We start from the raw sequence: 13,143 nt of genomic DNA on the forward strand, positions 1-13,143 counted from the left end.
CAGGGTGCGCTCCTACAGGGATAGATAGCGCAATTACTTGGCGGTCAACACCAGGTGCGCGTTGATCTTCACCTCGTTGGCGATCACCGACGTATCGGCGTAATCGCCGCCGCCTACGCCGAAATCGAGGCGCTTCACGGTGCCGGCGACATCCAGGGTGGCGCCCGTGCCCTGCGGCTTGAACGTCACGTTGAGGCTCGCCGGCTTGGTCACGCCACGCAGGGTGAGGTTGCCGTCGGCAACGACTTGGGCGCCGTTCTGGCGGAAGCCGGTGGTGACGAAATGAGCCTTGGGGAACTTGGCGATGTTGAAGAAATCGGAGCCGGGCAGTGCGCCGTCGCGATCCTTGTCGCCGGTCTTGACGCTGGCGAGGTCGACCTCGACATCGAACTTGGACGTGGCCAGCTTGGCCGCGTCGTAGCTGATGGCCGCCGTCCACTGGCCGAACGAGCCATTGAACGACTGGCCCTGGAAGCTGCCGCTGAAACCGAGTGTGCTGCCGGCAGGCTGCACGGCGTAATCGGCCGCGCTGGCGAAGCCGGGCAGGGCGAGGGCAAGCAACAACGGTGCGGCGAGTTTGCGGGCTAAGCGGTTCATCGACGTTCTCCTTGAGAATTCGGGCGCACGCGGGCGAAGGGGAGCATGCGTCGCAACGTGTTGTCGCGATCGACCAGGTGATGCTTGATCGCACCGGCGATGTGCAGCACCAGCAACAGCACCAGGAACCAGAACAGGTATTCGTGCACGCCGTGCCAGAAATGTCCCGCGTCCGGATTGGCCTCGGTGAGCGCGGGCAGGTTGAACTGCTTGAAGTACTGCAGCGGCTTGCCGACGATGGAGTTGAACCACCAGCCGCTCAGCGGCAGCAGCGCGACCAGCGCGTACAGCGTGGTATGCACGCCGTGCGCAAGATAATGCTGCCAGCGCGGCGTGGGTTCGTCCTTGGGCGGGCGGTTTGCAAGACGCCACAGCACGCGCAACAGGAACAGCGCCAGCACGGTGAGGCCGATCGACTTGTGCAGCGCCAGCCAGTTGATCTTCTGCATCGGGCCATGGGCCAGGTCCATGCACAGGCCGAAGATGCCGTTGCCGATGATCAATAACGCAATGGTCCAGTGAAAGAACTTGGCGACCGAACCCCAGCGGTGCTCGGTATTGCGAAAACTCATGGTGATTCCTTGTTGCCAGGGGCTGCGTCCTGCTCGATGGCTTCCAGTTCCAGCCACACGCTCACACCGTGGCCGATGGAGTTGGGCGTGGCGGTGATGCCGTAATCCTCGCGATTGAGCATCGCGGTACCCGAGAAACCCACCACGGTGTGCATGCCGTAGATGGTGGTGCCGTGCCGGTTGAAGGTGAACGGAACATCCACCGTATGTGTCACCCCGCGCAGCGTAAGGTTGCCATGCAGGACACCATGCGTGTCGTCCTTGCGTTCCACCGAGGTGCTGACGAAATGCGCGTAGCGGGATTTCTCGGCGTCGAGATAGGCAGGCTTGAGCACGGCGGCGTTCCACTCCGCATCGCCCATGTCCAGGCTGGCCAGGTCGATGTCCAGCTCGGTGGCGGACTGCGCCCAGTCATCCGGATCGAAACGCAACCAGCCTTTCGCTATATGGAACCGTCCGAACGGACGCGAGAATCCGTTGTGGTCGATGCTGAAGAGGATCTGGCTGTGCGTGGTGTCGTAGTGATATGTGGCTGGCGCGGCCAGCGCTGAGGCCAGCGGCGCCAGGGCGCATAAAAGGGCGAACAGGAGGCGGCTGGGGCGGCGTGACCTAGGCATGGCCGGAAGTCTGGACGATCCGTCGGCAGGGCGCCAGCCGCCTGTCCGAAACGGATTGTTTCCCCACCGCTAACGTCATCGGCCGGTCACCCGACATCGACCGAAAGCCATGCTCGTTCCTGCACGGAGGGTCTGGCAATATCGGAAGATTCTGGGGGAAGTGCATGTTGCCGTCCTTGCTGCTCAGCGTTGTCCTGATCATGGGCGCGTCCGCGCCGGTGGCAGCGCCCGTGCCCGCGCTGCAGACGACCGCGGCGGCAACGCTGCCGGCTGCCGACAACGCCGCCCTAGCCACGCCGCAATTCCGCCGCTTCGGCACGGCCGAGGGCTTGCCGAGCAGCAGCGTCTACACCGTGGTGCAGGCGCCGGATGGCTCGATGTGGTTCGGCACCAAGAGCGGCATCGCGCGCTACGACGGGGTGAACTTCAAGGTCTTCCGCCACGTGGCAGGCGATCCCCAATCCTTGTTCAACAATGGCATTTCGGCGCTGATGTTCGATCGCGCCGGCCGCCTGTGGGCGGCGGGACTGGAGGCCGGGCTCAACCGTTACGACGATCGCTCGGGCAGCTTCCGCCATTGGGGACACGACCCCAACGATCCGGCCAGCATGGTCAGCGACAAGGCCTGGTCGATTGCACAAACCGGCGACGGCGCGATCTGGGTCGGCACGGCGCTGGGCCTGGACCGCATGCGCAGCGATGGACGCGGCTTCGACCATGTGCGGGTGATGGGCAACACGCCCGAGGCGCTGGGTACGGTGGGTTCGCTCTACGTGGACGCGCGCGGCCAGTTGTGGGTGGGCAGCGACAACGGCGTGTTCCGCCGCGACGCCGCGGGCGAATTTCACCCAATCGTCGAATCGCAAGGAAAATCGCTCGATGCATGGCGTATCGAAGGCGACGGCGACGAGATCCGCGTGGCGTCCTCGCATGGCCTCTTTGTGGTCGGCAGCGACGACGTGGCGCGCCAACTCGGTCGCAACGAGTTGCCCGATACCAATATCCTGAGCAGCGTGCGCGATCGCGCAGGCCGTTTGTGGGTGGGTACGCAGCAGGGACTCTTCCTCCAGGAAACCCATGGCGCCCGCATCGAGGCGGTGACCAACCAGCCGGTGCTGTACGGCAATCTGCCGGGCACCTGGGTGTGGCATATCCGCCCGGACAGCGAAGGCGGTTTGTGGATCGCGCTGCTGGATGGCGGCGTGGGTTACCTGGCGCCGGGCTGGGACAGCGTCAGCCGCTTCACGCATATTCCCGACGACGACAACAGCTTGCGCGACTCGGTAGCGTACGCCGTGGCGCGCAGCCGCAACGGCAGCATCTGGGTGGGCGAACGCGGCGGACGGGTCGACCGGCTATGGCCGGCCACCGGCAAAGTGGAACACATGATTTCGGGCCTGCGCGGCGACGTGCTGGGCCTGACCGAAGATGCGCAATCACGCCTATGGGTCACCGTGCAGGGCGGGCTGTTCCGCTACGCCGACGGCAAGCTGGATGCGGTGGACGGCTATCCGCATGGGCTGAAGCATCCGCTCGAGATCGAAGTGGGTCCCGACGGCAAGCTCTATGCGCGCAGCTTCGGCGAGGGCTTGTTCCGGGTGGACCAGGACACGCTCGCCGTCACGCCGGTATCCGTGCAGCCCGCGCAGGAGAGGGCGCGCTGGGGCAGCCAGCTCACGCTCAAGAACGGCACGTTCTGGTACGCCAGCGACGGCGGCATGTTGCGGCTCGATCGCACGCACGATCATTTCGAGCCCGTGCCCGGCGTCGACAATCGCCAGGCCGTCGACGCGTTCGACTTCACCGACGACGGCCTGTGGATGGCGCGTCCCGACGGCCTGGAGCATTACCACTACGACGGCGACGGCCTGGCACTCGATCGCAAGATCGACGCCACACGGGGTTGGCCATCCATCAACGTGGTCGATCTGGCCGTCGACCAACATCAACGCCTGTGGATCTTCGGTCGCGACGGTTTGTGGCGCTTCGACGTCGCCACCGGTGCGTTCCGCCAGCTGGGCCTGCAGGATGGTTTGAGCAATGGCGAATTCCTGCGCGGCTTCAGCCGCATGGACGACGGCATGATCTACTCGCCCACCCTGGGCGGCGTGATGGGCTTCAATCCGAATCGACTGTTGCGTTCCACTGAGCCGCCGCGCCTCGCGCTCACCCGCATTAGCGTGCGGCGCGAGGGCGCGCTGCACGAGCTGCCCGTGCCTGCCGGCGGACACCTCTCCATCGGCTGGCGCGATTCGGGCCTGACGGTGGATACGCGGGTGTTCTCCTATGTCGATCCTGCCGCGAACCGCTATCGGTTCCGCCTGGCCGGACTCGACAACGGCTGGGTGGATACGGGTGGTCATGGCGAGCGCGATCTCACCGGCTTGCCGCGCGGCGACTACACGCTGGAGGTGATGGCCGCCGGCGCGGACGGCGTCTGGACGCAGTTGCCGCAGCCGCTGCAGATCCACGTGCAGGCACCGCCGTGGGCACGCTGGTGGGCGTGGTGTGCCTACGTCCTGCTGGCGGCGTTGTTCGCCTGGCTGGCCTTGCAGGCATGGCGCCGCAGGCTTGCCGAGCGGCATCAGATCCAGCTGGCGGAACAGCGCAGTCGCCTGGCCGAGCAGGCCAGCGCAGCCAAGACGCAATTCCTGGCCACGCTTAGCCACGAGATCCGCACGCCGATGACCGGCGTGATGGGCATGGCCGAACTCCTGCTCAGCACGCCGCTCAGCCGCGCCCAGCGCGACTACGCCGAGGCCATGCAGCGCTCCGGCGGCATGCTGCTCAAGCTGGTCAACGATGCGCTGGATCTGGCGCGCATCGAAGCGGGCAAGCTGGAACTGGACAACGCGCCGTTCGACCCGCGCACGCTGATCGAGGACGTGGCGAAACTGGAACTGGGGCAGGCGCGCGCGAAGGGCTTGCGCTTCGACCTGGACCTGCCGGCCGATCTGCCCGCACGCATGGTCGGCGATGCGCTGCGCATCAAGCAGGTGTTGCTCAACCTGGCCAACAATGCGTTGAAGTTCACCGAGCGGGGTGGCGTGATCCTGCGCGTGCGCCGCACCGACGACGGCTTGCGCTTCAGCGTGATCGATACCGGTCCCGGCATTCCCGAAGCGAGCCAGGCGCGGTTGTTCCAGCGCTTCGAGCAGGTCACCGGTCCGCAGCGGAGCGCGGGAAGCGGTCTGGGTCTTGCCATCTGTCGCGAACTGGTCGCGATGATGGGCGGCAGCGTCGAGCTGGAATCGAAGCTGGCCTTTGGCAGCACGTTTCACGTACGCCTGCCGTTGCCGGTGACCCAGGAACCCGTCGCCGCGGCAGCGCAGCGCGGCCATGACATCGAGGCGCATCCGCTGCGGATTCTGCTGGTGGAGGACGATGCCATCGTCGCTGCCGTGATATCGGGTCTGCTCGAGCGCGCGGGCCACGAAGTGCGCTACGTCGGCAATGGCCTGGCGGCGCTCGCGGAGCTGGCACAGCAGGCGTGCGATGTGATCCTGCTGGATCTGGACCTGCCCGGCATCGACGGCTTCCAGATCGCCCGCCTGATCCGCCAGCGCGAGGAAGCCGGTCAGCGCGTCCCCATCATCGCGATCACCGCGCGTTCGGGTGGCGACGAGGAAGCACGTGCGCGCGAGGCGGGCATGGATGGCTTCCTGCGCAAGCCGCTCTCCGGCGAGCAGCTGGAGGATGTGATCAACGCGCAGCTGGCTGCGTCGCAGATGTCTGTGGGCGGCTGAGCTGTTGCTCGTTCTTTTGTGGGAGCGCACTTGTGCGCGACAGCCACGCCTGGATGTACCGCTCCGTTGGCTGTCGCGCACAAGTGCGCTCCCACAGAAAAGCGTATACGTTCCCGCGAGCACCCGCCCCTCACCCCAGCCCTCTCCCCGGAGGGGAGAGGGAGAAGTGAGGTGGAACGCTCACATATCGTGCTTGGTCACATCGAAGCCGCGACGCTTGTACTCCGTCCAACGCGTCCGCGAGCCTTCACGCTCCGCAGGATCGGCCGCCACCACTTCCAGCACGCGGTCGTAGTGACCGGAAGCGCACTCCTCGCGCAGGTTGATCACCATCGGGCGATCAGGCGTCTCCACGCCGGGCGGCACGATCAACACCGCATTGATGTGATCGTCGTCATCGCCAGCCAGCTGGTGCGTGATGAAGCCGTCTTCGTCGAACTCCCACAACAACGCCTCGATCGCTTCCGCCTGCGCAAAATCGCGCGCAAGCACCAGCGTCGGCTGCTGCGCGGCATACGCACGCTTGGCCAGTTCGCATACCAGCAACAGCGGTTGCTCGCGGAACCGCGGCTTGTCGATGAGATAGAAGTCGGCGCGAGGCATGGCGAGGCCTTTTTTTATTTCGTCGTTCCGGCCTCGCCCCTTTTTATGGGGCGCGCCGGAATGACGGCGAGGGTGATGGTTACGCGGCAGCGCGGTCGATCAGCCACTGCACCAGCAGCGACACCGGACGGCCGGTGCCGAGGCCCTTGCGGCCCTCGTCCCACGCGGTGCCGGCGATGTCCAGGTGCGCCCAGCGCTGGCCTTCGGTGAAGCGCGCCAGGAAGCAGCCGGCCGTGATGGCGCCGGCGTTCTTGCCGCCGATGTTGGCCACGTCCGCAAAGCCCGATTCCAGCTGCACCTGGTAGTCGTCCCACAGCGGCAGGCGCCAGGCGCGATCGAGCGTGTGTTCACCGGCGGCGAGCAGCTCGGCGGCGAGATCGTCGTGCTTGCTCATCAAGCCGCTGGCGTGCTTGCCCAGCGCGATGACGCAGGCGCCGGTCAGCGTGGCGGCGTCGATCAGCACCTTCGGCTGGAAGGTCTGCGCGGTGTAGGTGAGCGCGTCGCACAGGATCAGGCGACCTTCGGCGTCGGTGTTGAGCACTTCGATGGTCAAACCGGAGAGGCTGGTGAGCACGTCGCTGGGGCGGTAGCTGTCGCCGTCGGGCATGTTTTCCACCGCCGGCACCACGCACACCAGGTTCACCGGCAGGCCGAGCTTCACGGTGGCCACGAAGCCGCCGAGCACGCCGGCAGCGCCGCCCATGTCGAACTTCATTTCCTCCATGCCCGGGCCGGGCTTCAGGCTGATGCCGCCGGTGTCGAAGGTGATGCCCTTGCCGACGAAAGCGTACGGCTTGTCGCCTTCGTTGCCGCCCTTGTATTCGAGGATGACCAGCTTGGGCTTGTTCGACGAGCCGCGGCCCACGGCCAGGAGCGAGCCGAAGCCGAGTTCGCCCATCTTCTCGTGGTCGAGCACGCTGCAGCTCACCTTGTCGTGCTGGGCGGCGAACTGTTCGGCCTGTGCGGCGATATAAGCGGGATTGCAGATGTTCGGCGGCAGGTTGGCCAGCTCACGGGCGAAGCGCACGCCTTCGGCCATGGCCGCGGCCTGGGCGAGGCCGGTGCTGGCGTCGTCGCTGCCGGCGAAGGCAAGCGCCGTCAGTTCGGGTTGCGCGGACTTCTCGCGCGGCTTGAAGGTGGCGGTGTAGCGGTAGGCGGCATAGTCGGCAGCGAGCGCGGCGGTGCGCACGCGCCAGTTGGCGTCGTGGCCCGGCACGTCCACCTCGGTGAGGTAGGACACGGCGCTGTCCACCGGCAGACGGCCCAGTGCACGCGCGGCTTCGATGTTTATCTTCTGATAGCGTGCACCGTCGAACGACTTCTGCGTTCCCAGACCCACCACCAGCACGCGTTTGGCTGCGACGCCCTCCGGCGCGAACAGCACGGCCGTGGTGCCGGCCTTGCCGTTGATGTCCCCGCTCTCCACCTGGCGCTTGATGGCGCCGTTCGCGGCGGTATCCACACGGGCGGCCGCACTGGTGAGCACACCGTTCTCATAGACGCCGACCACCACGCAGGGGGTCTCGACGGATTCGGGAGCGGCGGAGCCAAGGCTGAACTGGAGAGTCATGGAAATGTCCTGCAGAAAGGTCCGGAAAGGTCCGGACAGGCTAGACTTGGGGTTTGCCACGCCCAAAGCGGGGCGGCGCCAAGCCTTCCATCTTATCGCATGTCGAGAAACTGTCCCTCCAGCCCGTACACTTCACAGCCGTTTCTCCTCCCGTGCAGGCCGCGCGGGTCCATGCATGCCTGAGGCCAGCTTCTGAGCATTCTTGATCGTTATTTCCTGCGTGAGCTGGCACAGACCGTTGCCGCGACCGCCATCGTGCTGCTGGCCGTCATGGCCGGCACCTCGTTTGCGCACGTCTTGCAGCAGGTGGCGAACGGCAGCTTCCCGGCCAGCGTGATGTTCCAGGTGCTGGGCCTGAACATGCTCGACGGTTTGTCCACGCTGCTGCCGCTGGCGGCCTTCCTGGGCATCCTCAACGGCCTGGGTCGCATGTACCGCGAGAGCGAGATGCACGTGCTCGCGTCCTCCGGCATGGGGCCGGACGGCCTGCTTCGCCCGGTCTCCATCCTGGCCGTGATCCTGGCCATCCTGGTCGGCATCGTGGCGTTGTGGCTGGGTCCCTGGGCCGCGCGCACTTCCGACCAGCTGGTGGCCGCCGCCAACCGCTCGGTGATCGCCGCCGGCCTCGACGCCGGACGCTTCACTCCGTTGCCGGGCAAGGGCGGCATCATCTTCGTCGACGAGCTGAGCCGCGACGGCAGCACGCTGGGCAATACCTTCATCGCCACCGAGCGCATGGGCCACGACAACGTGCCGCACATCAAGCTGGTCACCGGCAAGCACGGCCAGCTGTATCAGGAGACCGACGGCAGCGGCCGCTTCCTGGCGCTGTGGAACGGCTTCCAGTACGACATCCCGCTGGGCGCGGACAACTGGCGCAAGATGAAATACGAGCGCAACGACGCCTCGCTGGACAGCATCCAGTCCGATGACGACGCCGAAGATCCCGCCCACTCGATGACGCTGCCGCAGCTGCTGCGCACCGACAACCCCGATACGCGCGCCGAATTCGCCTGGCGCACCATCGCCCCGGCCATGACCCTGGTGCTGTTGGCGCTGGCCTTGCCGCTGTCGCGCCAGAGTCCGCGCGAGCCGCGCTTTGGCCGCATGTTCCTGGCCATCCTCACGTTCTACTTCTACTACCTGCTGCTGGCGATCTGTCGCGGACAGATCATCAAGGGCCACTGGCACCACTCGTTCCCGATGTGGATGGTGACCATCCTGGTGTTTGCCATCGCGGCGCGCATGTTCCAGAACCAGTATTCGCCGCGTAAACCGCGCAAGGCAGGTGCCTGATGGCTGCATTGCGCATTCGCCGCGTCGACTGGCTGGTCGGCACCACCGTACTGGGCGCCATGCTCACCGTATGGCTGGTGATCACCGGCCTCGATGCGGTGTTCCAGTTCCTGCGCCAGCTCGGCAACGTGGGCAAGAACGGCTACACGGTGACCAACGCCGTGGTGTACGTGCTGGTCACCTTCCCGCGCCGCCTGTACGAAATGTTCGGCAACGCGGCGCTGATCGGCGGCCTGCTCGGCCTGGGTGGCCTTGCCGCCACCAACGAACTCACCGCGCTGCGTGCCTGCGGCCTGTCCAAGCTGCGCATTGCCGCGTCCGCGGTGGGCGTGGTGGCGATCCTGGTGGTCGGCGTGGTGATCCTGGGCGAGACCGCGGCGCCCTGGGGCGACCAGCAGGCGCAGGCCATGCAGCTGCGCCTGAAATCCAACAACGTGGGCCTGGGCGGCGAGTCCGGCCTGTGGGCGCGCGATGGCGATCGCGTGATCAATGCCAAGGGTTGGATGGCCAAACACACGGCCACGCACAGCAGCGTGCAGCTGCATGACGTGCGCGTGTTCACCCTCACGCCCGATGGCCAGGTGAAGCGTTTCGACTGGGCGCAGACCGCCGAGCACGACGGCCACCAGTGGGTGATGAGCAAGGTGCGCAGCACCACCATCGACGATGCCGGCACGCATGCCACCACGGCAGACCGCCAGACCTGGGATTCCAAGCTCAACCCGCAGGTGCTGGAGCAGTCGGTGATCCAGCCGCAGTACCTGCCGATGCGCGACCTGCGCCGCAACATCGCCTACCTGGAGCAGAACGGGCAGAACCCCGGCGTGTATGCCTCGGCGTTCTGGACCCGTGCGCTGTATCCGCTCAATGTGCTGGTGCTGGTGTTGCTGGCGATGCCGTTCTCGTTCGGCACCTTGCGCTCGGGCGGCCTGGGCAAGCGCATGTTCATCGGCATGCTGCTGGCCATCGGCTGGTACTTCCTGCAGAAGGCGATGGTGAACTTCGGCACCGTCTACGGCGTGCCGCCGCTGGTGGCGAACCTGCTGCCTGCGGTGATCCTCGCGGTGATTGCGTGGGTGTACTTCCGCAAACACGGGTAAGTGCCGCCGCTTGATGCGGCGGCGAACCGGCCGTCATTCGTCGGCGGGAGCATCCGGCGCGAACTGTCCTTCCTGGGCGAGGCGGGCAAACAACCCGCCCTGGGCAATCAGTTCCGCATAACGGCCCTGTTCCACCAGCTGCCCCTGGTCCAGCACCAGGATCAGGTCGGCGTTGCGCACCGTGGACAGGCGATGGGCGATCACGAAAGTGGTGCGGCCCACGGTGAGCCGGTCCAGCGCGCGCTGGATGCGTGCTTCGGTGGCATTGTCGAGCGCGCTGGTGGCTTCGTCGAGGATCAGGATCGGCGCGTCCTTCAACATCGCGCGGGCAATCGCCAGACGCTGCCGCTCGCCGCCCGACAATGAGCGTCCGCGCTCGGCCACCAGTGTTTCCAGGCCTTCCGGCTTGCGCGCGATGAACGCCGCCGCTTCAGCGGAGGCCACGGCCGCCTCGATCTGCATCGGGTCCGCGTCGGGATTGCCCACGCGCAGATTGTCCAGGATCGAGCGGTAGAACATGCCCGCGTCCTGGAACACCACGCCGATGTTCTGCCGCAGCGATTCCAGCGTGATGTCGCGAACGTCGAGGCCGTCGACCGTGACGCGTCCTTCGCTGGGATCGTAGGCGCGATACAGCAGGCTCAGTGCCGTGCTCTTGCCGGCGCCGGTCGGTCCAACCAGCGCAATCGTGCTGCCCGGCGGCGCGCGGAAATTCAGGCCGTGCAATGCGGGCTGCACGGGATCGTAGCCAAAGCTCACCTGCTCGAAGGCCACTTCGCCGCGGACGCGCGGCACCGCGATGGCGCCGGGGCGATCCGCGATCTCCGACTTGCGGTCCAGCACGGTGAAGAAATCGCGCAACGACTGCGACTGGAAGAACAGGTTCGAGAGGAAGGTGGCGAACTGTTCCAGTCGTCCGATCAGCAGCATCGAAAAGCCCACGAAGCTGACGATGCCGCCCACGCTGATCTCGCCGCGCGAGTGCAGTGCCGCACCCACCGCGAAGATCGCCACGATAGTCAGCGTGCTGGCGGCGCGGTTGAGCACCGACAGGATCGCCCAGCCGCGCAACACCGGATACTGCGCATTGAGCGTGCGCGTCATCAGCTCGTGCAGGGCGCGCGATTCGGCGGCCAGCCGGGTAAAGCTCTGCACCACCGTGACGTTGCCGAACACATCGCCGGCGCGCGTGGCGATCTCATGGTGCAGCTCTTCCACTTCACCTTGCGCCTTGTGCGTGCGCTGCACGGCCACGGCGTTGAAGATGGAAAAGCACAGCAGCAAGGCAATCATCAGCAGCGCCAGCTTCCAGTTGATCCACAGCGCCACCGGCACCATCACGAAGATCGACAGCAAGGTGGCCAGGTGTTCGCGGAAAAAACTCAGCCACAGGTTGAACAGGTTGCTCACGCCCACGTTCATGATGCGCGACAGCCGGCCCGTGTGATATTCGCCGTGAAACGACATCGGCATCGACGCGGCGTGCTCGAAGAACAGCGCGATGGCGGCAAGGCGTCGCCGATGCGCCAGCCGGTCCGCATGCAGCGACACCCATACGTTGGCCAGCACGCCGGCAAAACCCACGCCGGCCCATAGCGCGATCAGGCGCGGCGCATCGCCCGCGTGCGTGCCGCCCAGGGCATCCACCACGCGGCCGAACAGCACCGGTTCGAGAAAAAATACGCCGGCCAGCGCAAGATTCGCCAGCGCCAAGGTGATGGCCAGCTTTTTTTCCGGCGCTAGCAAGCCGATGACGCGCAAGTACAGACCCAGGAACGACATGGCATGGCCCTAAGCGGCGGGTGCCCCCAGCTCATGTGGAAGCGTCGCCACAAGGCTAGCCCAAGCCGATGTCATGTGTGCGTGTTCGAGGCTCTTGCTCCCGCTTCGGCGAACAATCAAGCTTTCGGTCTGTTCAACGCAACGGAAGTCCATCGTGGAAGCCATCGACCTGCGCAGCGATACCGTCACCCGTCCCACGCCGGCCATGCGGGCCGCCATGCTCGCAGCCGAGGTGGGCGACGATGTTTACGGCGAAGATCCCACGGTCAACGCACTGCAACAGCGCGTGGCCGCTGATCTCGGTTTCGAGGCGGCGCTGTTCGTGCCCACCGGCACGCAGTCGAACCTGGTGGCGCTGATGTCGCACTGCGAGCGCGGCGACGAGTATCTCGTGGGCGCGGATGCGCATACCTACAAATTCGAAGGCGGCGGCGCGGCCGTGCTGGGCTCGATCCAGCCGCAGCCGATTGCACACGACGTGGACGGCAGCCTGCCGCTGGACAAGCTGGCTGCAGCGATCAAGCCGATCGATCCGCACTTCGCGCGCACGCGCCTGCTGGCGCTGGAAAACACCTGGCATGGTCGGGTACTGCCGCTGGACTATTTGCAGGCTGCACGGCATTTCGCCAGCGAACGCGGCCTGGGTTTCCATCTGGACGGCGCCCGTCTGTTCAACGCTGCCGTTGCCTGTGGGGTGCCGGCGCGCGAGATCGCCAAGCACTTCGACAGTGTGTCGGTGTGTCTTTCCAAGGGCCTGGGCGCGCCCGTAGGCTCGGTGCTGGTGGGTTCCGCTGCGCTGATCGAGAAGGCGCGCCGCTGGAAGAAGGTGACCGGTGGCGGCTGGCGCCAGGCGGGCATGCTCGCGGCCGCCGCGCAGTATGCGCTGGATCACCACGTGGAGCGGCTCGCCGACGATCACGCTCGCGCAGTGACTTTGGCGGCGGGGCTGGGGGACATTCCTGGCGTGAAGCTGCTGGGTCAGCACACCAACATGGTGTTCATCGATGTCCCGGCGGATCGCCTGCGCGAATTGGACGTCCATTTGCGCGGCGCGGGTATCCGCATCAGCATCGGTTATCTGCCGACGCTGCGATTGGTTACGCATCTGGATATCGATGACGAGGGTGTTGCGCGCACGGTTGCTGCGTTCCGGCAGTTTTTCGCCTGATTCCTGACGTGGCGACGCTCCCTCTCCCTCCGGGGAGGGGATTGGGGTGAGGGCGGGTGCTCGCGGGAACGCTCCCTAGCTCGTCATCCCGG

10 protein-coding genes are annotated in these 13,143 nt (G+C 66.1%); 4 read left to right on the plus strand and 6 right to left on the minus strand.

From position 1 onward, the window contains the following. Nucleotides 1-33: 33 nt before the first annotated feature. The 3 genes from ISP20_RS11095 to ISP20_RS11105 are packed head-to-tail and all read right to left on the minus strand — an operon-like array spanning nt 34 to nt 1,786. On the minus strand, nt 34-597 hold the full coding sequence (locus tag ISP20_RS11095; RefSeq protein WP_204636154.1) for a YceI family protein: 564 nt from the start codon (nt 595-597) through the stop codon (nt 34-36). After that, the gene (locus ISP20_RS11100; RefSeq protein WP_204636155.1) at nt 594-1,169 is read right to left on the minus strand and encodes a cytochrome b; all 576 of its coding nucleotides are present in this window, start codon (nt 1,167-1,169) and stop codon (nt 594-596) included. The genes ISP20_RS11095 and ISP20_RS11100 overlap by 4 nt, the downstream gene beginning before the upstream one ends. Further along, nucleotides 1,166-1,786: a YceI family protein gene (locus tag ISP20_RS11105; RefSeq protein WP_204636156.1), complete on the minus strand. Its 621-nt coding sequence runs from the start codon at nt 1,784-1,786 to the stop codon at nt 1,166-1,168. The genes ISP20_RS11100 and ISP20_RS11105 overlap by 4 nt, the downstream gene beginning before the upstream one ends. 164 nt (nt 1,787-1,950) lie before the next feature. Between ISP20_RS11105 and ISP20_RS11110 the strand changes: the two genes are divergently transcribed. Next, nucleotides 1,951-5,532 carry a hybrid sensor histidine kinase/response regulator gene (locus ISP20_RS11110; RefSeq protein ID WP_204636157.1) on the plus strand — a complete coding sequence of 1,194 codons (3,582 nt, stop codon included), beginning with the start codon at nt 1,951-1,953 and terminating at the stop codon, nt 5,530-5,532. Between the two features lie 180 nt (nt 5,533-5,712). Here ISP20_RS11110 and ISP20_RS11115 read toward each other — a convergent pair whose 3' ends face one another. Together ISP20_RS11115 and ISP20_RS11120 are read right to left on the minus strand one after the other, a co-directional pair. Next, on the minus strand, nt 5,713-6,135 hold the full coding sequence (locus tag ISP20_RS11115; protein WP_204636158.1) for a DNA polymerase III subunit chi: 423 nt from the start codon (nt 6,133-6,135) through the stop codon (nt 5,713-5,715). Nucleotides 6,136-6,214: 79 nt separating this feature from the next. Further along, nucleotides 6,215-7,705 carry a leucyl aminopeptidase gene (locus tag ISP20_RS11120; RefSeq protein ID WP_204636159.1) on the minus strand — a complete coding sequence of 497 codons (1,491 nt, stop codon included), beginning with the start codon at nt 7,703-7,705 and terminating at the stop codon, nt 6,215-6,217. A 198-nt stretch (nt 7,706-7,903) separates the two neighbouring features. Between ISP20_RS11120 and lptF the strand changes: the two genes are divergently transcribed. Further along, nucleotides 7,904-9,001 carry an LPS export ABC transporter permease LptF gene (lptF, locus tag ISP20_RS11125; protein WP_204636209.1) on the plus strand — a complete coding sequence of 366 codons (1,098 nt, stop codon included), beginning with the start codon at nt 7,904-7,906 and terminating at the stop codon, nt 8,999-9,001. Continuing rightward, nucleotides 9,001-10,101, plus strand: coding sequence for an LPS export ABC transporter permease LptG (gene lptG, locus ISP20_RS11130; RefSeq protein ID WP_204636160.1), 1,101 nt, complete (start codon nt 9,001-9,003; stop codon nt 10,099-10,101). Before lptF ends, lptG begins: the two co-directional genes overlap by 1 nt. A 33-nt stretch (nt 10,102-10,134) precedes the next feature. On the opposite strand, the gene ISP20_RS11135 is transcribed toward lptG, so the two are convergent. Then, complete coding sequence (locus tag ISP20_RS11135; protein WP_204636161.1) at nt 10,135-11,883, minus strand: glucan ABC transporter ATP-binding protein/ permease; 1,749 nt, start codon at nt 11,881-11,883, stop codon at nt 10,135-10,137. A 154-nt stretch (nt 11,884-12,037) separates the two neighbouring features. On the opposite strand from ISP20_RS11135, the gene ltaE reads away from it, so the two are divergent. Then, nucleotides 12,038-13,051 (plus strand): low-specificity L-threonine aldolase, encoded by a 1,014-nt coding sequence (ltaE, locus tag ISP20_RS11140; RefSeq protein ID WP_204636162.1) that lies wholly within the window; start codon nt 12,038-12,040, stop codon nt 13,049-13,051. The last annotated feature ends 92 nt before the right edge of the window (nt 13,052-13,143 follow it).

The organism is Dyella kyungheensis, from assembly GCF_016905005.1.
Taxonomy (GTDB): domain Bacteria; phylum Pseudomonadota; class Gammaproteobacteria; order Xanthomonadales; family Rhodanobacteraceae; genus Dyella; species Dyella kyungheensis.